Consider the following 20423-nt stretch of genomic DNA (forward strand, 5'->3'; position numbering starts at 1 on the left):
TCCGATTTCATAAATTGATGGTTTCAGATGCCCAAACTCTGCTGCTCCGCTGTGTATCGATTGAGATGAGCCGCCGCAGATCGCCTTTGATGCTCACAGATAACCCTTCGGCGGTCGGCTCCTAACTCCTGCGGAGAGGCTACGCCAACGATTTGTTATCTCGCTTGGCAACTACATCTTGCTTACTTTCCAATCATATGCAATGCCTCAATCCAGATTTTGAGTTCCTGTTCAGCCAGGTTTTTATCAGTCAACTCCTGTTCCTGGTGAGCAATGTAGGTGTTCCGAAAGTCGTTGATGCGGGTGACGGTTTCCAAAAACTTACGCCCACCCTGAAACCGCAACTGAGTTTGTAAGGCTTCAAACACACCACCGATTTTCGTGGTGTCATTCAGCGCATAATCCAGACACGATCGCAGCAAGCCAATGAGCGACAAGCCATTATTGAACACCAACGTTCGTTTCAGATTTTGTGCCAATTTGCGGTAATAGTCCTCTGCTTTACGGTCAACGCCGCCCAGATAGGGAGCAAACCAGGCTTTTTGGTCATCTACGGTGACGGGCATTTCTGGTTGCAGTCGCCGTACCAGGAAGCCTTTCGCCACTTCATCGATCGAACCCAACAGAGCGGTAAAAACAGGGGCATAATTCATCCCCTCTTTGTTTTCAAAGAAGCGATAGAGCATGACAGACTGATCGGCAGCACGGCGATAGCGGGAAGGCAGGGCATTGAGAATGGCTGGATTAATCAGGCTATCGACAGCGGAGGCTTCTTCATCCACCTGCCCCAAATTCACAAACAGCGGCAAGTCCTGAAACTCCTCAGATTGGAGCAGGTTTTGTAAGGCAGGGGCACAGGCACGAGCCAGTTCAGCAACGGTATCACCTGCCATGCGTTCAAATACGCCTTGAGGAATGTAGAGATAGTGCCATGTGCCTGCTTTTTGCTGACTAAAGTCAGCACTACGAACGTTTTGGTTTGTAGTGGCGACTTCAGTCGTCATCCCCATCCCAGAAGCAGCCTCACACCAGGCGATCGCGGCTTTTGCTTTCAACGGTACATCCCGATCTTCTCGTCCTTTGGTTTCTACCAGATAATAGTGACCATCAATCGTTCGGACAAAGAAATCAGGGGTGTAAAAGGCAAGTCTGTCTCCATTTGCAAGATAATCAATTCGCAAGCACTGCGATCCGGCGTTTTTGGCAAAAGCAGCTACATCAGGGGCGCGATCGCAGAACTTCGCCACGACCACTTCTAACTCCCGATTACAGGTGACGAGATTGAACAGGGTCTTTGCGGCTTCCAGGGCGGGACGGCGTTCGCTCAGGGTGACTTGATAGGGTTTCCAGGCATTCAGGGATTTGGGCGGTTCGACGATCAGCCGTTCTTCCGTGGTGGTGGTGCGGCTGCGGATCAGGGGGACAAACACTGCCCGCAGGTGTTCTCCCACATCGGAGTCGGCTAAGCGAGCCACCAGAGCCGGATCGAACAGGGTGGTTTTCTGCTTAAACAGGATTTCTTCCAGGAAGGTTTGAATCAGAGGAGCTAGGATGGGATGGAGTCCCCGTAGCTTGCAAATGGTTTCCAGTTGCTTGACATAGTAGGAAACCGCACCGATTCCCGATGCCAATAGGGGTAGATTGAGTTGTAATTTCTCCACCACTTCGCCCGTAAACAGGTGTCGCCCTTCGTACTCGATTGTATTGTTCGTAGTGCCGACTGAAGTCGGCTCACCAGTAACATCATTAACCACTGAAGTGATTACTACAAACTCCGGGTTTGTAGTGATGACTTTAGTCATCCCAAAAGGCAACGGCTGAAACCGCTTAAACGCTTTTTTCACATCTTGAATCGTCAAGCCTTCCAGCTTGGGCACAATCCGAAAACCTGCGGAAAGGGTGGGAATCTGGATATTCAGGGCATTCACATCTTTGTGGCTCTCGTCGGGGAAGATGGAAATGGTCGTGGCGGGAACGCGATCGAGTTCCACAATTTCCAGCGGCAACCCTTCCTGAGCCAGTTCTTGCTGATAGAGGCTGGCAAAGGCGGGATGTTCCACTACTGTCACCAGTTCATTGGCTTGACCGGGGGGAGTCATACGGCGTAAGCCCCGTCCCAGGGTTTGTTCCGGCAAAATATTAGCCTTGGAACTGTAGGGACGCAGGGGCACGATCGTTGTCACATTTCGCACGTCCCAGCCTTCCCGCAGCATCAGCACCGAGACAATGCAGAAATAGGGACTGGCATTGCTATCCAGTTCCCGGCTGAGTTTTCGCAGTGCCTTCAGGTCATCGTCGCTGATGGCTTTTTCATCTTCGACAAATTCATAGCGGGCATCCTTGCCCCGTCCGACTTTTTTGAGTTTGCCCTTCAGGTTGGTGTGCAGGTTGATGGTTTTGCCGTTGAGTTGCTCAAATAGCGGATCGGTGTTGAAGCGTTGGGTAATTTGATCCGCCGCTTCGGTGTCATCGCACATAATGAACAGTAAAGGCTTTTTGCCGCTGGCTTGCCATTCAGCTTGGCTGGCTTTCCAGCGTTCGTAACCCAAAAGCAAATGCTGTTCCCAGCGGTAGGCAGCGTTGTCGTCGGCTTGTTCGACTAACTTGCGACTGGCTTGCCCGATAATGGGAGTTTTGACAATTCCGGCATCCACCGCTTCACCCAGGGGCGTATCGCAGACAATGTGTTTGAACAGTTGCCCTTTGTTGTCTTTGGGCGTGGCGGAAAAATCCAGTTGCGCCACCAGTTTGCCACCGCTGCGAGACAGGATGGTTTCGTGCAGGGTACGGATGGCTTCGTTCCAGGCGGAACCAGAATCCCAGACATGGTGGGCTTCGTCGTTCAGCACCATAACGCGACGATGGGCGGTGATGCGATCGCGCAGGGCGGCTCCGGTATCGAGGGCTTTAGTTTTAGAGACCACTGGCCCCATCCAGGCGTAGGAGTCTTCCTCGGCTTTCTTTTTGCGTTTAGCCGTGTCGTAGAGGCGATGGATATTGGTGAGGTAGAGCGTTCCGCCCGTTGCCGCACCGCTGGCTTCGTCTTGCAGCACGACGGATAAATTCCAATCGCCGCGCCATTCCGGGGGAATTAGCGGGTCTTCGTCAAACACGCGCCCGTTGCCAAAGTCGTCTTTGAGACGTTCGTAGACGGTGAGGTTGGGGGCAATGACGACAAAATGCCGCGCCATCTCCGAGTCAGATTCCCGCAGGGCATGAAAGTAGCTCCAGACCATGCACAGGCTCATGACTTTGGTCTTGCCTGCCCCGGTGGCCAGTTTGAAGGCGTAGCGGCTCCAGGCATCTTCGTCTTCGGTGATGCCCAGGGCTTGCAATTCCGCATTTGCACCGCCAAATTCGGCAATGATTTGGGACAGGCATTCGATACGACGGACTTCCTTGAGGTAAATCAGAGTCTCGACCGCTTCTCGCTGGCAGAAGTAGTAACGAAACTCAAATTCTTCACTACCCACCCCTACCCCCTCCGAGGAGGGGAAACGACGACGGTGGGCGCGGTTAAACCAGTGATTCAGCAGTTGAATCGTGGTGTCGCTGGCACCGATATAGAAGGCTTCTCGCCACTCTCGCACGGCTGAGCGCAGGTTATTGACCACCTCAATCGGGGAGGCTCTACGTCCCTGCACAATATTGCTTGTAACCCCTTTGTTCGTAGTAACCGCTTCAGCGGTCTTCTCCACCCGGACGCGATGGGCGTTGGGTTCTTGCCAGGGGGCAAATAGGGGTTCGAGAACGGTGGGATTGAGCGTTGAGGAGGTCATGAAAATCAGAATGAAAGCTTTTGAAATAGATCAGCTACGGGGAACGTAAATCCGGGAATCACCTCTTCTCCATCCAGAGAATCAACCGATTTCAGCAGGCGATCGGGTTCTTGGGCACAGCGGTAGACAAGGACATAGTGTTCGCTAGGGTGAATAATCCAGGCTAGACGAGTACCATTCTCGAAGTACTCCACCAGTTTGTCGTGAATTTCCTCTACGGTATTACCAGGAGACAGCACTTCCACTGCGAGATCAGGCGCACCCTCTAAAAATCCTGTGGGCAGTTCGGTCAATCCTTGCAAGCGTTCTTTAGCAAAGAAGGAAATGTCAGGGGAACGGCGATCGCCATTTTTCATCTTGAAGGCAGTGCTGGAGTCTAAAATAACCCCAAGCTTTTTAGGCAAGACATAGCTGGCTAAGGCTGCTACAAGCAGGCTACAGACATAGCCATGCAGTGCCCCTGAATTTCCCATGTCAACCAATTCTCCGTTCACGATCTCATAGCGATGCCCATCTTTGGGCAGTGCCATAAATTCTTCATCTGTCCAAACCTTTTTATCAGTTTTTAATTCAATTGCAGTAGACACAAATTACCTCCTTGCAATTACTGTGAACATTAAGCAATAGCAAATTCTGTAAGGGGACGCTTGCTGGGATGCTGAAAACCCAGCACGATATCTTTGGCAGAGACTCCAGCTTCTAGGAGATCATTGGCGATGCCCTGTTTCGTCCAGTCTTCTTCAATCCAAATTTTGCCTTGTTCAATCTTGAGGTAAACTGTCACCCCAAACTCTCGCCGCTTGCCATCCCAGCCCACACGAAACCAGAAATAGTGATCGTGCTCCTCATCAAAGGCAACACACTGTTGGACTCCGGGCTGATTGGCACCCATCGCCCATTGTTGATAGGCAGTCAGATTTTTTTGAATAATCTGACGGTAATTCTCTAGTTTGTCCATTGCACAATCTCCTGTTGATCAAGCTTTTTCCGTTTGTAGTTTCCACTTTAGCGAGCCTTGATCACCCTCACCAAAGTCATCCCATTCTTTCCCATAGTCTTTCACCGGATACCTGACCCAGCTATCCCGCAACCATTCCCGCCCCTCTGTCTCCAAATACCAATGCACACTGCTACAGAACCAGTCATAGGGCGAGTCTGCCCAGCTATGTTTGACAGGGTTGTAGTGAATGTAATTCAGAGTTGTGTAGTAATGTCGTTCAGAGCGAATGGCGCGATCGCTATAGGCATACCAAACTTTCCGCCCAACTGCCTGATCTTCCAGATTCCACTGTCGCGATGTGGAGCCGTGTATTCGTTGTAAAACTTTCCCTATTTGTTGATAAGGGCTAAAGCCCTTACTCCGAACCTGTTCGTAGTGAAGACTTAAGTCCTCATTGAAATCACCAAGATAAACTAACACATGATAATGATTGGGCAAAATCACCCACCCGCGTAGCTCAACCCCACAATTTGTAAACTGTTCAAACAGCAAGTCCAAAAGTTGTTTGCGTCGTTCTTCAGTCTTGATATGGCATTTATGCTCGTAGCAAGCCGCCGTCAGTAGGTAAAACGGTTGATCCTGAATTGGGTGAGGTGGGCTGTGGGGTGGATAGCCCTTAGCTAAACGTTGTTGTACAAGTTCAGCCCGCTGCACTGGTGTTAGCTGACGATACTCATACATAGCAAGCACCCCCAACCTCAACGTTTGTAGTAACGACTTCAGTCGTTATTTCCTGGTGATGAGGGCTAAAGCCCTCACTACGAGCCTTTGAGTTTGTGGTAACGACTTTAGTCGTTATTTTACGAACTGGGTTCATACTTCTACCTCTACGGTAATCGAGGTATCGCAGCCGAAGGTATCCACGACTTTGACGCAGGCAGTGTATTTACCCGGAGCCGGGTAGGTGTAGCCCGCATCACTGATGGTTTTGAGGGAGCGATCTTTGCGGGTGCGATAGTCTTGCCAGTCGTGGGTGAAGGGTTTGCCCGGTTGCCAGTTGAAGTCCACGGCCCAGAAGTCAATAAAATCAAAGCCACTTTTGATCGCCCGTTCTTTGATGGCTTCCAGTTCTTTGGTGGGCACTTCCGCCAAGGAGGGGAGGAACTGGGTGAGTTTGATGTCTACGGTGCGGGTTTGAGAACTAAAGTCCTCACTACGAACCTGGTTTGTAGTAACGACTTCAGTCGTTGCTTTACGGTAGACAGGTTCCGCCGCCAACACGGCAACTTCCAAAAACGGCGGCGGCGACTTGCGGTTTTTCTCCATGATCTCGCGGGGAATCTGCACCAGCTTCAGCTTTACGCCCAACTCTTGCACGAGGGCATTCACCAGCAAATGCAAATCCATCTCAAACTCCCAGGCAAGGCAATAGCACTCCCGCCCGCCCGCTGCGGCCACGGCCTGCGCCACCTGTTTGGCTTCGTCGCGGGTAAACATGGAGTCGATGCCATCCACATGGCAAAACGCCCCGGCTTTGCGTCCATGCAGTAGGGGCGAGGGCGGATTGGTCAGCACCTCCGCTTTGAAGAACTCCAGAATCACCCGCCGATGCTCTTCATCCGCCCTCTGCAAGCGATCCTTTTGCCACCACTGCCGCTCGTAGCGTCCCAGGTTATAGACATCAAAGGCGCGATAGGGTTTGCCTTCACTGTGCAATTTGCGCTGAAGCTCAATCATCCGTTTGCGCGAGGTATGGATGGCAAACCGCCCCAAATCACACATCAACCACCTGCGCCCCAACCGCTCCGCAACTGCCCCGGTGGTGCCACTGCCGCAAAAGAAATCGGCAACGAGATCGCCTTCATTGGAAGAGGCTTGGATGATGCGATCTAGAAGGGCTTCGGGTTTTTGGGTAACGTAGCTAATCCTTTCTTGTGCTTGCGAGTTGATTGCATATATATCACTCCAAATACTTGGAACAGATAATCCTGGCATTTCATCTAAATATCGCTTTATTCTTGGCATACCTTCTCGCGTGTAGTAAAGCTTATTTTGTTTTTCAAGCTCTTCCATTTTTTCTTTGGTATAAGACCACATTCTTCCACGCGGAGGAAATTTCCCTTTCCACTCATATCTTCCAGAATCACTACCGTGAGATGGAGCGGTTACGTTATCATCCATAAATCGTCTACCGTCAGGATCTCTATGCTTGTAGCGAGTTTCAGCATATTCATCACTGTAGGCGGTATATTGTGGGTTGAAAATGTATTCTGAAGACTTAGAGAAGTAAAATATTGATTCGTGAATATTACCAAAAGACTTTGAGTCACTGTGAGAAGTAGTACGTTTCCAAATGATTTCACTTTGAAGATTTTCACCTCCAAAAACATCATCAAGTAAAGCTCTAACCAAATAGCTAACCTGCCATCCTACATGTACATAGATGCTACCGTTCTCTGTGAGAAGCTCCTTCATCAAGGTAAGTCTTTCATAAAGCATAGAAAGATACGAATCTCGTCCCTTACCCCAAATATCTCGATAAGCAACCATTTCAAGTAAGGACTGATCTTTAAGTGCAGAATCTTCTTCCCCGATCGCCACACTCATTGAAAAATCTGCCCCCACATCAAACGGCGGGTCAATATAAATCAGATCTACCTTGCCCTTAAACTCCTGCAACAGCGAAGCCATCACCAGCTTGTTATCGCCCCAGATCAGCCGATTTCTAAAATCATCCACACGGGGATTCTGCTGTTCAAATAGCTCCAACTGCCCCGTCGCCGCCGCCGCCCGTCGCGGCTCATCAATACTCTCAATCTTCTGCATCGGCATCGCACACCCGGCAATATCCACCTCTCGCCGCTGGCCATACTCGTCATACTTGCCCTCCCACACCAATTCCGTGCGCATTTGGGAGAGGGGGTGGGGGTTGTGGGGGCCGTAGGTGGGCGATTGGGTCATAGAAAGGCAGCATGAAGGCGTAAAGGTCTGCCCTCAATTATAGTCGCTGCCTGAAATGCCGCCAAATCAAGCGTTTTGCAGGATGGGCTAGGCGTGATAAGTGGGGTGGGCGATCGTCCTAGTGGATATGCCAAGGGCGAACGTGAGGGTTTTCAACTTTGGATGAGCGCCTCAAAGTACAGCCCCACCCCAAGGCTAAAGCGAGATAACAAACTGATAATCAGAGTATTTGCGATCGAAGAGAGTACGTCCTAGCTGTTCCGCAGCAAGACTGGGGGAACTCGGATCGTGCATCACCTCACCACGCCTGTTGCCAACGCCACGAACTACGCCAACGAAGTCAGAATGGGTATAACGTGAAAACTCCTGAATCTGATGAATAATACCCAGTGCAGCACCGGGATACGTTTCTTCAGAAGCGAGCACCAGGCCAATCCGCTTATGAGACATTCTGTTGAGTACACGATCGCAGTCTGGATAGGAAGCCGCGTAGTAACAGAAGGTGCGATCGAAAAATGCCTTGGTTTGGGCAGATAAGCCATACCAATAAATCGGTGAGCAGAAAATCACTCCATCTGCTGGCAGGAAGTCGTCAAAAAAGAGTGTGCGAAACGGATCGGCGATCGCGCAGTCTCCGTTAGGAAGACGACAAGTGCGGCAGTCTCGCAGAAAACTCGCAATAAAATCGTCTATGAAGCGCAGTGAAACCTTTGTGCCTGCTGCTTCTGCACCCCGTTGAACGGCTTCAGCGAGTGTGGCTGAATTACCTGTGCGTCGCGGACTGCCGACCAGAATCAGGAGCTTTGATGGTTTATTCATCATTTTCTCCCTAGGCAGCAACTAGCTGACTCATTTTGGCGCGGGCATTGGCGATTGACTCTGCCAGTTTTGTGCCGCCATATTCATCATTTTCGACATGAATAAAGGTGATATCCGTGATGCCCATGAATCCAAAAACAGTTATGAGATAGGGATCGTGATGATTCATTTGTTCGTAGCGTCCTCCGGGATGGAAACCAGAATCACCACGAGATTCAATGATGAACATTTTTTTACCCAAAACCAACGGTTTAAAAACGTTGGCAGAATCATTCGGTTCAAAGGTAACAGTACGTCCAACTCGCACAATCTGATCAATGTATGCTTTGAATCCACTGGGAACGCTGAAGTTATACATGGGAACACCCATCACATAGACATCAGCCGCCAGGAATTCATCCACCAGTTCATCACTCAAACGAATCGCTTCACGCAGTTCGGGTGTGTGTTGCTCTGGTGATGAAAATGCAGCCGCAATCCAGGATTCATCGACATGGGGGATCGGATTGCGGCCAATATCACGATAGGTGACCGTATCGTTGGGATGAACTTGTTGCCATTGTTCAACAAATTCTCTAGTCATACGGCGAGAGTGCGATCGCTCTCCACGCGGACTGGCATCAATGTGCAGTAGGTGTGTCATTGTGATGAATCTCCTATTAAGCTGAATGGTGCGAAGTATTTTATGAATGTAAAGGTGTGAGGTTTTGTGCAAGGACACCATCGACTGGTAATTCAATTGGCTTTTTCCAACAATTCACCATTTCAGCTTAGAAAAACCTTCCCTGCCTAACTATCAAAATCCTGTGGAACTATCAAAATCCTGCAATCAGTTTTCAGGCGACCCAACAGCAATGCTCTGAAAGTGATTAGAATCAGAACTAGTAGTCTGCGGCGTAAATCTAGCTACCACTCTGTAGTGCAGGCATCTTGCCTGCTTGCAGTCGAGACGACTGCGCTACGGTTGCCGAACTTCCGCCTTGCTGTACTAGACACATGGGTTTGCATGATGAAGACATTCTTCACCCATCTAGCTGAAGCAACTGACTCCCCCATCCTGTCGAGTCAGTCCCAGGGTTGGAACCATATTTTGGTTGAGCAATTTCAGCACCCTCCCGGAGAGGAAAGGAGCCATTTTGACGAGGAACACGCCATTTGTCTGTCTCTGGCTCCCCGTCCAGTACGCCTGCTGCAAATCAAGGGTGGCAGAACTTATGTGGGGTTGCAGTCCAGAGGAGATGTTTCGCTTACGCCTGCAAAGATTCCGTCTTATTTTCGCTGGGAGAGTGATGATAGTTGCCTGCACATTCGCATTGCATCACAGTTCATTCAGAATGTTGCCAGGGAGACGATCGCCACTGATCCCGATCGCTTAGAACTGCGGCTAGAATTTCAGACTCGCGATCCACAGCTTGAGGCGATCGGCATGATGATGCTGGCTGAACTTAAGCAGGAACATATTGGAGGAAGGCTTTACATTGAATCGCTGTCAAATTTACTGGCAGTGCATTTGCTTAGACAATATGCCGCTTCTACATCTCGGTTTATCGTTTACGAAAGTGGCTTAACTGAACGTCAAATTCGACAAATTATCGAATACATTGATGCCCATCTGAATCAAGACATCAAACTGGCTGATCTGGCTACATTACTCGGTATCAGTGAATCCCATCTCAGTCACCGTTTCAAGCAGGCGATCGGTATCACCCCTTATCAATATCTGCTTCAGCAACGCATTGAACGGGCAAAGCAGTTGTTGAAAGAGGGCGATCGCTCCATCATGGACATTGCCCTTCTGTGTGGGTTCAACAGTCACAGCCATTTAAGCAAACAGTTTCGTCAACTCACAGGCATGACACCTAAAAACTATCGAACAAGTTAATCTGCATTAATGCCAGGAATTGTAAGTCTTCTGCTCCTTGCCGCAGCTAACCTTCTATCAGCCCTGGCAAGGAGCCTGGACTCAGTATGATCCCTCCTGAAGTTCTTCAGCAGCGTATTGATGCCCACCTGGAAAGTATTGCCACGTATAAATAGCTGTGTTGCTGGTTATTCACACTGGATAGGGCCCTTCCATAAATTTGTGCATATGATATCCCTTCGATCCCACAATACGCGCCAGTGGGCTGCGTGGATCAATCCCCGCTGTTAAACCGTCGAGTAAGTATCGAAAGTCATATTTGGGTTTCCAGCCAAGGTCGTTTCTTGCCTTTTCATTGACATATACCCTCTCAATACTAGGAAACATCTTCCAGCCTTGCCGGTTGTATGCTTCCTTGTAGTGCGGAAATTTTCGCTGCACAACTAAAGGTGCATCAATTTGCAAGTCAAACAGGTCGTCCGGTGTAAAGGGAGTCGTCGCACTGATAATGTAGCGATCGAAGCCAATTGTGGGTGCCTTTTGAATTGCGAGTAAATGAGCACTCATAACATCTTCAATGTCTACACGGCGGTAGAGCAATTCATTTGCCTTAATGTTGCCATCTTCGTAAGCCTCGCGTGTCTCTTTGTGGTCATCCGCTTCTGGAAAAAAGCGCGAGGTTCGCAAGATCAGGCACGGCAAACCCTGATTCCGGTAGAAGAGTTCGCATAGGTTTTCCGCCGCTACCTTGGTCACCCCATAGATGTTTTTTGGAATGGGAACGACTTCCTCCGTAATCCATGCGGCAGGAGCATCAGCAGGTGGGATGAGGGCATCGCCGAAGGTACTGGTGGTGCTGGTAAAGACAAACGATCGCACACCAGCCAATACCGCTTCTTCGAGCAGATTGAGTGTACCTGTGATGTTGGTGTCAACAAAGCGTTGCCGACTGTGAGTGGTGATATGGGGTTTATGCAGAGTTGGGGTGTGAAGGACTGCATCGATTCCTGTCATGCACCGTTTGACCCACTCTCGGTCAACGATCGAGCCAACGTGATGCGTGAAGTTGGAAGGCACAAGGTCAACCCCAACCACTTCATGACTCGTCGGTTGCAGTGTCCGCACTAATGCTTCGCCTAAATGACCACTACTCCCTGTCACTAAAATCTTCATAACATTTAACTAGCCTAAACTCCACCACTTTTGTCAGCCAGACAAATCCAGTTATGTGATCGTAGCCAAAACTTGCTCAAATTGCAGATTCACCTCGACTGGAATGTTGACTTGACATGCAACCATTTAGTTGCATAATAGGGGTATGGATGTCGTGTTTAAAGCCCTCTCCGATCCCAGTCGAAGACAATTGCTCGATCTGTTGTACACCCACAATGGACAAACCTTAGGAGAACTCTGTGAACACCTTGCCATGACGCGGCAGGCGGTTAGTAAACATCTTGCGGTGTTAGAGGCTGCCAATCTTGTTGTCACTTTGTGGCAGGGACGAGAAAAACTGCACTATCTCAATCCCGCTCCGATTCAAGAGATCTATGATCGCTGGCTCAGCAAGTACAATCGTCAACAACTTGATGCCTTGAGCCAACTCAAGCGCAACCTCGAACGAAATCCCCAGGAGACCGACCATGAGTAAACCGACCTTCCTCTATGTCACCTACATTGCCACCACGATTGAACAACTCTGGGATGCAATCACCAGTGACTCCTTCACTCAGCAGTATTTGGGCGAGGAGCAACTTCAGTCGGATTGGCAAGCGGGGTCGCCTATTGAGCAAGTCAACTCAGAGGGTGAATTAGAACCTAAAGGGGAAGTGTTGCGATCGCGCCCCCCGCACGAACTTTGCTACACCTTCCAGTTTTTCGATCACACTCAGCCATCCTGTGTTCGCTTCTTGCTAGAACCGTCTGGAACTCAAGTCAAACTCACCGTCGTTCATGATCGACTGGAGGTGCAAAGCTATCTCAACGTCAGCCGCAGGGGAACGATGTGCTTGTCTACTCTCAAGTACTTACTGGAACTCGAACTTGCGATTGCAGCTTAAACAACGTTACTAATCCAACTCATTCAAGGAACTCCCATCATGATTCCGACTGTGATTGAACAATCGGGTCGAGGCGATCGCGCCTTTGACATTTACTCTCGGTTACTGCGAGAGCGGATTATTTTTCTTGCAGAACCCGTGATGCCCGAAATGGCAAACCGCATCGTGGCGCAACTGTTGTTTCTCGAAGCCGAAGACCCCGACAAAGATATCTACCTCTACATCAATTCTCCGGGTGGTTCTGTGAACGATGGGCTGGGGATCTATGACACGATGAACCACATCCGCCCTGATGTTTGCACAATTTGCTATGGCTTTGCCGCGAGTATGGGCACGTTTTTGTTGGGGGCAGGTGCGAAAGGCAAACGCAGCAGTTTACCCAGTTCGCGGATTATGATTCACCAGCCTTCTGGAGGTGCACAGGGGCAAGCCGCCGATATCGAGATTCAAGCGAAGGAAATTCTCTATCTCAAAAACCAGATCAATCAGCGGATGGCAGACTATACCGGACAGTCGCTGGAGCAGATTGAGCGAGATACCGATCGTGATTTTTACATGTCGGCTCAAGAGGCAGTTGCCTACGGCTTGATTGACAAGGTAATCGAGCGCCCGATGCGCCCGATGCCCACTGAACTGGTGGCAGCGAGGTAAATTGCGATTTTCACAGAGATCGATGCTGTGTGTTCTCACCTGGCGTAATGAATAAGAGGGAACTGGATGAGTGAACTTTGGCAGTATGCCAGATTCCGCGAGGTACTAATATGTAATCGCCTGGGGTATTCAGAGAAACCAAGTTTTCAATTCCATTTTGCTGCAAAACGAAATCAACCTGACCAGAAAGAAGGCAAACAAACTCATCTCCGCTGGGGTGCATTTCCCAGCTATTCCAGTCCTGCTCGAAGGTATAGTGTGATATCAGCCGCTTGCCTTTGAAGTCACCAAACTGGGGTTCAAGATCTGCATAGAAGCGATCGCTCACTACAACAGGAATCGCGTCACCATTCTCTGCAAGTACAACAAAGGTAGAGTTGATTTGAGAAACCATTTCAGGATGCATCTGCTTTTACCTCCGGGATAGTTCACGGTCATAAACTGATGCCACTGCCCATCATCATGATAATTGCGGCACTTCCACAAACAATACAAAGTCCATCCAGCGATCGTATACATTCTATTCCTGTTACTTTCTCAATAGAGTGCTCCAATTCCATCACACTGTTCCGTTTTCTGACAATGCGTTAGAAACTCGCTCTGCCTTGCGATATTGTTGAATTAGAGATTCACGTAGCAGTCCTGTGGTTTTTCAAACACATCCGGTGGAGCATCGGCACCCATTAAAACGATGCCGCCTACAGTGAGGCAGATTGGTCAAGTCGGCAACGACATTAGCATGTGATCGCACGTGTGATGATAAATGCGGTTCAGCCCAAACAGTATGTTGAGTAGCCGTTGCACAATGGCGCATTTGTTCTCGTATAGCATCGGAATCTCAAGGCGTTCGGTCAAGATGCGTTGACCATCAAACGGGCGAAATTTCAGGTGCTTTTGAACCATTGCAACCGCAAGTTCTTCAGGATAGGTCGAAAGCTGAGTTTGCCACTGTCTAATCAGGTCTTCACCATAAAGAACCACTGCGTGTTGAAGATGAAATGCGATCGCTTGCTTCTCAAACACAAGCCCGTATTGCGAGACATCGTAACGCTCAACCACATCAATCACACTGTTGTCTATCATCTCGCGTGTCCAATGCCCCGCTTCGACTTTCATGCCGTATAGGTTAAATGTACTACTTTGATCTGTCAAGGGCAATCTTCACTGTTCTGGTGAACTTTTGTAAGGTTTTGTTGATTGTCTAAGAGGGTGTTTGAAAAGATTTGAGGTGTCAAATTTATGCCAACCGCCTCACCATAATCCGAATCATGGCAAGGTAGATCAAGGTTTCTGATGTCTCTGGTAATAATTCATAGTCTCTGACCAACCGTCTGCATCCCATTAGCCAACCAAAAGTTCGTTCTACCACCCACCTCTTTTTGAGCAAGCTAAAGCCTTTGGTTTGCTCAGGTCGCAGTACAACTTGCACAATCCAACGACAAACATCCATCACCCACATCAGAAAAGGGGCGCCATCGAACCCGCCGTCTACCCAAATGGTGATTAAGCGTGAAACCTTTTTCTTCATCCGTTTGACTCGTTTGAGGACACGTTTGCCCCCTTCGCGTTCCCCCAGGTTTGCCGCACTCACAAACACCCGCAAAACCAGTCCTAACGTATCCACCGTTAAAAATCGTTTGCGTCCTGTAATCAGCTTGCCTCCATCAAAGCCAACTTGTTGATGAACTCCTGCTGCACTCTTGATGCTTTGGCTATCGATGATCGCTTCTGATGGACTAGGATAGCGTTGCGCATCGATGCGAACCCACTGGTGCAACTGGTCATGAATGGAAATCCAGGTGCCGTCCAATCGCCAGTTGCGGAAGTACGTGTACACCGTCTGCCAGGCTGGGAAATCACCAGGTAAAGAACGCCAACGACAGCCTTCAACCAGAACATAGAGCATGGCATTGAGCACCTCCCACAGGTCAACGCTGCGAGGACGACCACCTGGCTTTGCTGCTGGAATTAATTCACTCAAAACCTCATATTGGGCGCGGGTTAGGTTACTGGGATATGCTTTACTCATCTGACTCACTCAGGGCTGTAGATATTTGCTATTCGCAGCCTACACTGAGTGAGCTTTTTTACGACCTTCCTGGCTTCTCAAACACCCTCTTACACCTCACGGTCTAGACTATTCAGACAAACTTGTTGATTTAGCTCGACAACGCCTTCAATCGTCCAGCAATATTTATTGGGGGAACGCTTGGGACTGGACTCCCCCTCAGTACTTTGATTATGTGCGAACTGAACTCGATTATGTGCCGCGCAATTATCGAAAACCTTTTGTCGAAAGGCTATTGGCTGAGTTTGTCGCTCAAGAGGGGCGATTACTCATTTCTCAATATCGCAGTCGTCGTGATGATTTAACTCAAGGCTGGGTCAACCAAGAATTAGAAAGGCATGGGTTTCGAGTCGTTGAAACACATTCGGGGTATAACGGAGACGGCTTAGAATTATGTCGTGTGGCGGTTTTGCAATCGAAATAGCGATCACCCAGCTATGCACACCGACCGTTGAGAAGTTATCGGTTGGAGTTCAAGATTATCTGCGGCGGGTGATTGGGGCCGTTATGCCGCAAGTCCCCGACTGGGGTGTAATCTGAATCATATCTGTGATAGTTCAGAGTCAAGGTAGCGTGAAGTTGCTGATCTAAATTCACCTTGAGACTATTAATGGTGTAACTATAAATTGAAGAGTACAGACATGGTTAATAAAACTAGACTAAGTATTGTATGCCTAGCTCATCAGGTAGAGATAAAGAAGTTAAGCTAATTCGTCAGGCTAACCGTGCTTCTGCAACTGCTCGTTTAATGCTAGGGAAATTTGATGATTGGCATGAGTTTTTGAAGGCTGACACTATCGATTTAGAAAACCTTCCACGTCGGAATTTAAAGTCAGGTAGTAAAGATGTAAAGCGTAGACTTTCGCGTGAAATCGAGGGGTTCTGTTCTAGAAACTTTCAAAACATGACTGAGCGAAAACTCGCTCAGTTGTACGAAGAGATAAAGGCGCATCGAGGTTTTGAGATACCTCTATTAGAATTTGAGAGTCAGTTTTCACCCTTGAATCCAAAGGTTCTAAAAGGCAGACCAAAGCATTTAACTGTTTGTATATCTTTGTGGGGATTACAATTCAAATTTCCAGAAGAAGAAATGGCAAAGGACTTAATTGAGGCACTGAATATAGTTGTAGAGGCGGAAGCATCCCTCAAAGACTACAAGAGCAAGCATCATTCAGAGAATAAAGAAAATCGTATTCAAATTAGTAAATTAATTCGGCAAAAAAGTTTTGCTTCTCGGTCAGTTGTCATCAATTGTTTCAATCTGATTGAAGCTTACTTGAATGGATTAGCTTGGGACTACGTTCAAACTAACGGAATAGAGCATCTATCCAATCGCAAGAAATCTCTTTTGGAAGACACGACACAAGTATCTACACGCGATAAACTCACGAAATATCCGATGACTATAACTGGCAATCAACTTTGGGAAGAGCCGGATGATGATCTAGAGGCGTTCATCAGTACACTTAAGCCATTCCGTGATTCTCTGATGCATCCTTCCCCTTTTTCTGCTCCTGAAAGGCATGGTGGATACGATAAATTAAGCCTGTTCTACAGAGTTGATTATGATACGGGATTACTTACAGCTAAGCTTTTGGTAGATTTAGTCAAGCGTATACAGAAGCATATTTATGGAGAGCGGTCAGTTTTGCCAGTCTGGATTGATGAATTAGATCAGGAAATTCAAAAATGCTGGGAATCACTTGAAAGCGAACGGCATAACAACCCGGTTGGAGCGGACTGAGGGAAGATCCCGGCAAGGATGCAAAAATCCAGGCAGCCGCTCAGCCGGAACGTTAGGCTGCTTGAGTGGCTGGTGAGGGCAGTAGTTTGAGGCTACCTATAAAGGTTCAAGATTAAGTTGGTACGATCGGCAGGGGACGCTAAGATAAAACTTTGCAATCTGAAGGAGTGGTGAAATGAAGATTCATTACCTACAGCACGTCCCTTTTGAAGGACTTGCCAGTATTGAATCGTGGGCAATCAGTCAAAATCACTCGTTGTCAGCCACCAGGTTCCATAGCAACGAGCCTTTGCCTTCAGTTAAGGATATTGATTGGCTGATCGTAATGGGTGGACCGATGAACATTTATGAGGATGACAAATACCCTTGGCTGACCGAAGAGAAACGGTTTATCGAACAAGCAATTAAGCAGAATAAAACGGTCATTGGTATTTGTCTTGGGTCGCAGTTAATTGCCAATGTTTTAGGTGCAAAGATTTATCAAGCTCAGCACAAAGAGATTGGCTGGTTTCCCATACAGATGACCGATATGGCTAAGGATTCTGCTGTCTTTAACTCGTTACCGCAGAGGTTGACCGTTTTTCATTGGCATGGTGATACGTTTGACCTGCCAGAAAGTGCGACTCGTCTAGCATACAGCGAGGGTTGCCAAAACCAGGCATTTGTCTACAACCAAAAGGTATTAGGCTTACAGTTTCACCTTGAATCAACCAAGGACAGTGTGCAGCAAATCATTGAAAACTGTGCAGATGAGTTAGTTGAAGGCAGATACATTCAGAAGCCAGAGGAGATGTTGTTAGGAGACGGTGATTTTGACACACTCAACAATGCAATGAGCAGAATCTTAAACAATCTATCGAGTGGAAGCGCAGCCTAACAATTCTGTTGGAGCGGACTGATAAAGTTGGTCGGTGTTGTTGCAAAGGTTATCGGCAGCCGCTCAACAGACCCGTTAGGTGTACTGGGGAGCGGTTCTGTGGTATTCATTCATAACTGCTACTAAATGACCGCATGGCAACGTTCCTTACTGATTCTGCTGATATTGCTAGAGTCTACTACTCCTCAAAATTGAACTTGAAACAGCGTAGTGAGTTGGGTCAGTTCTTGACCCCCGCAACTGTCGCACGTTTCATGGCAGGACAATTCAACAACCTGTCTGGTCACATTCACCTTCTAGATCCTGGGGCTGGAATTGGAACTTTAACTGCTGCTGTAGTAGAGCGGTTACTGGCAAACCCTGCTCAGGTTGGTAGTTGCAGCATTACAGCATATGAAGTCGAACCAGTCTTCTTCCCCTCGCTAAATCAAACCCTCACAGAATGCTGTGCTGCTTTGAGCAGCAAAGGAATTCAAGCAGATTATTACTTGCGAAAGGAGAATTTCATAAAAGCTAGTAGTGAAATGAACTTGCCACTCTTCCAGAAGGTAGTTCCAAGCTTTACTCATGCAATTCTTAATCCACCTTATAAGAAGATTCATAGTCAATCAGCAGAAAAGAAAGTTCTTTCAAGTATTGGGATTGATACTGTAAATTTCTACAGCGCATTTGTTTGGCTTGCCATCCTACAACTTATAGATGATGGCGAAATGGTTGCGATTACGCCTAGAAGTTTTTGCAATGGAACGTATTTTCGCCCTTTCCGAAAAGCTTTTCTAGAATATATGAAACTAGATAAAATTCATATATTTGAGAGTAGAACAGCAACCTTCTCAGAAGGTGAGGTATTGCAGGAAAATATTATTTTTCACGCACTAAGATCTAAACAAAAACCTAGCAATGTAAAAATAACTAGCAATTCTGAGATTGCATTAGATGAGATTTCAGAATCAAGATATGCTTCCTATGACGAAGTAATTGAGCCGAATGATTCCGAACAGTTTATTCATATTGTTACAAATCCTCTCAAAAATTCCTTGAGAGTTCAAATGAATAAAATGCCCTGTACGTTGGATGAAATAGGCTTAGAAGTTTCGACGGGTCCAGTTGTTGATTTTCGCCTAAAAACATCTTTAAGAAACTATTTGAGTGATGGAACTGTTCCACTACTTTATCCAGAATCTGTAAAACTAAGTAAATTAGTGTTTCCTCCTGACAATCCCCGCAAGCCCATTGCGATCGAAAAAAATCAAGATACAGAAAAATGGCTAATTGAGCCTGGTTGGTATGTTTTGACAAAACGTTTTTCATCTAAAGAAGAAAAGCGTCGTGTTGTTGCTGCTGTATGTTCTCCTATTGGTTCAAAATCTCTTGGTGTCGAAAATCATCTCAATTACTATCATGCTAAAGGAAAAGGAATGCCCCCTGATGTAGCTAAAGGTTTAGCAACATTTCTTAATTCAACTTTATTTGATAGCTACTTTCGTCAATTTAGTGGACATACACAAGTTAATGCTACCGACCTTCGTAGGGTTAAATATCCATGTAAAAATGACTTGATCCAAATAGGAGTTCGAGTTGGGAGCAATGACTTAAACCAAGAAGAAATCGATAAAGTTGTACATGAAGTTCTATCAATTATGGATGAAGCGACAGCCGCAGTTCAAGCAAACAAGCGAATCGAAGAAGCACTTGTAATTCTCAAGGCTATCTCTGCTCCTAGAGAGCAACAAAATGAAAGATCTGCACTCTGTTTACTTGCGTTAGCAGATATTCAACCTGATAAACCCTGGAGCCAAGCTACTGCACCAAAACGCGGAATCACAGAAATGATGGATTGGTTCCGTGATCATTACGGAAAACAATATGCACCAAACACACGCGAAACTGTTCGACGACAGACAATGCATCAATTTGTGCAGATGGGATTGGTGGTTGAAAATCCAGACAAACCAGACCGACCAATTAACAGCCCTAAGTGGTGCTACCAACTTCATCAGCAAGCGTTATCACTGCTTCAAGTTTATGGCTCTGAGAGGTGGGAAGAAGCTCGTAGAAATTACGCGGTTTCAGTTACTAATTTGTTGCAAGCCAGGAATCGAAATTTGTCCATGATTCCTATAACCTTGCCCGATGGTCAGGCGATTCAGCTTTCGTCAGGTGGGCAAAATATTTTAATTAAAGACATCTTAGAAAGCTTTTGTCCAAGATTTACGCCAGGGGGCGTAGTTCTATATATTGGCGATGCTGGTGATAAATTTATAATCAATGAAACACAAAAATTCCGAGAAATGGGGATTGAATTAGATCCTCACGGAAAAATGCCTGATGTTGTGGTGTATCACAGACAGCAAGATTGGCTTGTCCTTATAGAAGCTGTGACTAGTCATGGTCCAGTTAACTTAAAACGCCACAATGAGCTAAAACAGCTCTTTCAGTCAAGTCGTAAGGGTCTAGTCTTTGTTACTGCTTTCCCCAGTCGTAGGGAAATGACTCGGTATCTTGCCGAAATTTCCTGGGAAACGGAAGTTTGGGTCGCTGATCAGCCCGATCACATGATTCACTTTAATGGAGAGAGATTCCTCGGTCCATATTAGTGCCCGGAAAAGCGTTCTTAAAGATCTCATTTGTGAGAGTACACCTAACACTGCGTTGGTGCGGACGGT

19 protein-coding genes are annotated in these 20423 nt (G+C 47.5%); 8 read left to right on the forward strand and 11 right to left on the reverse strand.

All coding sequences use genetic code 11. The features are described 5' to 3' along the window. Window positions 1–182: 182 nt before the first annotated feature. From OXH18_RS22365 to OXH18_RS22395, 7 genes are all read right to left on the reverse strand, one after another. Entirely contained in the window at window positions 183–3779 is a 3597-nt protein-coding gene (locus OXH18_RS22365) for a DEAD/DEAH box helicase family protein (RefSeq protein ID WP_268609698.1), read from the reverse strand. Window positions 3780–3784: 5 nt separating this feature from the next. Continuing rightward, window positions 3785–4309 carry a Uma2 family endonuclease gene (locus OXH18_RS22370; RefSeq protein ID WP_315874780.1) on the reverse strand — a complete coding sequence of 175 codons (525 nt, stop codon included), beginning with the start codon at window positions 4307–4309 and terminating at the stop codon, window positions 3785–3787. Between the two features lie 86 nt (window positions 4310–4395). After that, window positions 4396–4737, reverse strand: a complete 342-nt coding sequence (locus OXH18_RS22375; protein ID WP_268609700.1) for a XisI protein — start codon at window positions 4735–4737, stop codon at window positions 4396–4398. A gap of 18 nt (window positions 4738–4755) precedes the next feature. Continuing rightward, complete coding sequence (locus tag OXH18_RS22380; RefSeq protein WP_268609701.1) at window positions 4756–5460, reverse strand: transposase; 705 nt, start codon at window positions 5458–5460, stop codon at window positions 4756–4758. Between the two features lie 132 nt (window positions 5461–5592). Beyond that, window positions 5593–7680, reverse strand: a complete 2088-nt coding sequence (locus OXH18_RS22385; protein WP_268609702.1) for a DNA methyltransferase — start codon at window positions 7678–7680, stop codon at window positions 5593–5595. Window positions 7681–7875: 195 nt separating this feature from the next. Beyond that, window positions 7876–8499: a flavodoxin family protein gene (locus tag OXH18_RS22390; protein WP_268609703.1), complete on the reverse strand. Its 624-nt coding sequence runs from the start codon at window positions 8497–8499 to the stop codon at window positions 7876–7878. A 10-nt stretch (window positions 8500–8509) separates the two neighbouring features. Next, window positions 8510–9142, reverse strand: a complete 633-nt coding sequence (locus OXH18_RS22395; protein ID WP_268609704.1) for an FMN-dependent NADH-azoreductase — start codon at window positions 9140–9142, stop codon at window positions 8510–8512. A gap of 366 nt (window positions 9143–9508) precedes the next feature. Between OXH18_RS22395 and OXH18_RS22400 the strand changes: the two genes are divergently transcribed. After that, on the forward strand, window positions 9509–10381 hold the full coding sequence (locus OXH18_RS22400; protein WP_315874781.1) for an AraC family transcriptional regulator: 873 nt from the start codon (window positions 9509–9511) through the stop codon (window positions 10379–10381). 171 nt (window positions 10382–10552) lie between these two features. Here the strand turns inward: OXH18_RS22400 and OXH18_RS22405 are convergent, their stop codons facing one another. Then, window positions 10553–11533 carry an NAD-dependent epimerase/dehydratase family protein gene (locus OXH18_RS22405; protein ID WP_268609706.1) on the reverse strand — a complete coding sequence of 327 codons (981 nt, stop codon included), beginning with the start codon at window positions 11531–11533 and terminating at the stop codon, window positions 10553–10555. 145 nt (window positions 11534–11678) lie between these two features. Here OXH18_RS22405 and OXH18_RS22410 point away from each other — a divergent pair, with 145 nt between their 5' ends. Genes OXH18_RS22410 through clpP form a run of 3 tightly spaced genes read left to right on the forward strand, consistent with a single transcriptional unit; the run spans window position 11679 to window position 13068 of the window. Then, on the forward strand, window positions 11679–12008 hold the full coding sequence (locus OXH18_RS22410; protein ID WP_268609707.1) for an ArsR/SmtB family transcription factor: 330 nt from the start codon (window positions 11679–11681) through the stop codon (window positions 12006–12008). Further along, window positions 12001–12417, forward strand: coding sequence for an SRPBCC domain-containing protein (locus tag OXH18_RS22415; RefSeq protein ID WP_268609708.1), 417 nt, complete (start codon window positions 12001–12003; stop codon window positions 12415–12417). The genes OXH18_RS22410 and OXH18_RS22415 overlap by 8 nt, the downstream gene beginning before the upstream one ends. A gap of 39 nt (window positions 12418–12456) precedes the next feature. Beyond that, on the forward strand, window positions 12457–13068 hold the full coding sequence (gene clpP, locus OXH18_RS22420) for an ATP-dependent Clp endopeptidase proteolytic subunit ClpP (RefSeq protein WP_268609710.1): 612 nt from the start codon (window positions 12457–12459) through the stop codon (window positions 13066–13068). A gap of 10 nt (window positions 13069–13078) precedes the next feature. Here clpP and OXH18_RS22425 read toward each other — a convergent pair whose 3' ends face one another. The 3 genes from OXH18_RS22425 to OXH18_RS22435 all read right to left on the reverse strand — a co-directional run bounded on the left by OXH18_RS22425 (window position 13079) and on the right by OXH18_RS22435 (window position 15097). After that, window positions 13079–13474 carry a cupin domain-containing protein gene (locus OXH18_RS22425; RefSeq protein ID WP_268609711.1) on the reverse strand — a complete coding sequence of 132 codons (396 nt, stop codon included), beginning with the start codon at window positions 13472–13474 and terminating at the stop codon, window positions 13079–13081. A gap of 311 nt (window positions 13475–13785) precedes the next feature. After that, window positions 13786–14184 carry a DUF4037 domain-containing protein gene (locus OXH18_RS22430; protein WP_268609712.1) on the reverse strand — a complete coding sequence of 133 codons (399 nt, stop codon included), beginning with the start codon at window positions 14182–14184 and terminating at the stop codon, window positions 13786–13788. Between the two features lie 121 nt (window positions 14185–14305). Then, on the reverse strand, window positions 14306–15097 hold the full coding sequence (locus tag OXH18_RS22435) for an IS5 family transposase (RefSeq protein ID WP_268607476.1): 792 nt from the start codon (window positions 15095–15097) through the stop codon (window positions 14306–14308). A 214-nt stretch (window positions 15098–15311) separates the two neighbouring features. On the opposite strand from OXH18_RS22435, the gene OXH18_RS22440 reads away from it, so the two are divergent. From OXH18_RS22440 to OXH18_RS22455, 4 genes are all read left to right on the forward strand, one after another. Further along, entirely contained in the window at window positions 15312–15560 is a 249-nt protein-coding gene (locus tag OXH18_RS22440; protein WP_268609713.1) for a hypothetical protein, read from the forward strand. 246 nt (window positions 15561–15806) lie between these two features. Continuing rightward, the gene (locus OXH18_RS22445) at window positions 15807–16880 is read left to right on the forward strand and encodes a hypothetical protein (protein WP_268609714.1); all 1074 of its coding nucleotides are present in this window, start codon (window positions 15807–15809) and stop codon (window positions 16878–16880) included. Window positions 16881–17055: 175 nt separating this feature from the next. Continuing rightward, window positions 17056–17757 (forward strand): type 1 glutamine amidotransferase, encoded by a 702-nt coding sequence (locus OXH18_RS22450; protein WP_268609715.1) that lies wholly within the window; start codon window positions 17056–17058, stop codon window positions 17755–17757. Between the two features lie 134 nt (window positions 17758–17891). Beyond that, the gene (locus tag OXH18_RS22455; RefSeq protein ID WP_268609717.1) at window positions 17892–20354 is read left to right on the forward strand and encodes a BsuBI/PstI family type II restriction endonuclease; all 2463 of its coding nucleotides are present in this window, start codon (window positions 17892–17894) and stop codon (window positions 20352–20354) included. Window positions 20355–20423 lie beyond the last annotated feature (69 nt).

Source organism: Thermocoleostomius sinensis A174 (assembly GCF_026802175.1).
In the GTDB taxonomy this organism is placed as follows: domain Bacteria; phylum Cyanobacteriota; class Cyanobacteriia; order Elainellales; family Elainellaceae; genus Thermocoleostomius; species Thermocoleostomius sinensis.

Excerpts from the sequence above, each read along its gene's own strand:
- OXH18_RS22365 (WP_268609698.1), bottom strand. The coding sequence starts at position 3,779 with ATGACCTCCTCAACGCTCAATCCCACCGTTCTCGAACCCCTATTTGCC.
- OXH18_RS22370 (WP_315874780.1), bottom strand. The coding sequence starts at position 4,309 with ATGGCACTGCCCAAAGATGGGCATCGCTATGAGATCGTGAACGGAGAA.
- OXH18_RS22375 (WP_268609700.1), bottom strand. The coding sequence starts at position 4,737 with ATGGACAAACTAGAGAATTACCGTCAGATTATTCAAAAAAATCTGACT.
- OXH18_RS22380 (WP_268609701.1), bottom strand. The coding sequence starts at position 5,460 with ATGTATGAGTATCGTCAGCTAACACCAGTGCAGCGGGCTGAACTTGTA.
- OXH18_RS22385 (WP_268609702.1), bottom strand. The coding sequence starts at position 7,680 with ATGACCCAATCGCCCACCTACGGCCCCCACAACCCCCACCCCCTCTCC.
- OXH18_RS22390 (WP_268609703.1), bottom strand. The coding sequence starts at position 8,499 with ATGAATAAACCATCAAAGCTCCTGATTCTGGTCGGCAGTCCGCGACGC.
- OXH18_RS22395 (WP_268609704.1), bottom strand. The coding sequence starts at position 9,142 with ATGACACACCTACTGCACATTGATGCCAGTCCGCGTGGAGAGCGATCG.
- OXH18_RS22400 (WP_315874781.1), top strand. The coding sequence starts at position 9,509 with ATGAAGACATTCTTCACCCATCTAGCTGAAGCAACTGACTCCCCCATC.
- OXH18_RS22405 (WP_268609706.1), bottom strand. The coding sequence starts at position 11,533 with ATGAAGATTTTAGTGACAGGGAGTAGTGGTCATTTAGGCGAAGCATTA.
- OXH18_RS22410 (WP_268609707.1), top strand. The coding sequence starts at position 11,679 with ATGGATGTCGTGTTTAAAGCCCTCTCCGATCCCAGTCGAAGACAATTG.
- OXH18_RS22415 (WP_268609708.1), top strand. The coding sequence starts at position 12,001 with ATGAGTAAACCGACCTTCCTCTATGTCACCTACATTGCCACCACGATT.
- clpP (WP_268609710.1), top strand. The coding sequence starts at position 12,457 with ATGATTCCGACTGTGATTGAACAATCGGGTCGAGGCGATCGCGCCTTT.
- OXH18_RS22425 (WP_268609711.1), bottom strand. The coding sequence starts at position 13,474 with ATGCATCCTGAAATGGTTTCTCAAATCAACTCTACCTTTGTTGTACTT.
- OXH18_RS22430 (WP_268609712.1), bottom strand. The coding sequence starts at position 14,184 with ATGAAAGTCGAAGCGGGGCATTGGACACGCGAGATGATAGACAACAGT.
- OXH18_RS22435 (WP_268607476.1), bottom strand. The coding sequence starts at position 15,097 with ATGAGTAAAGCATATCCCAGTAACCTAACCCGCGCCCAATATGAGGTT.
- OXH18_RS22445 (WP_268609714.1), top strand. The coding sequence starts at position 15,807 with ATGCCTAGCTCATCAGGTAGAGATAAAGAAGTTAAGCTAATTCGTCAG.
- OXH18_RS22450 (WP_268609715.1), top strand. The coding sequence starts at position 17,056 with ATGAAGATTCATTACCTACAGCACGTCCCTTTTGAAGGACTTGCCAGT.
- OXH18_RS22455 (WP_268609717.1), top strand. The coding sequence starts at position 17,892 with ATGGCAACGTTCCTTACTGATTCTGCTGATATTGCTAGAGTCTACTAC.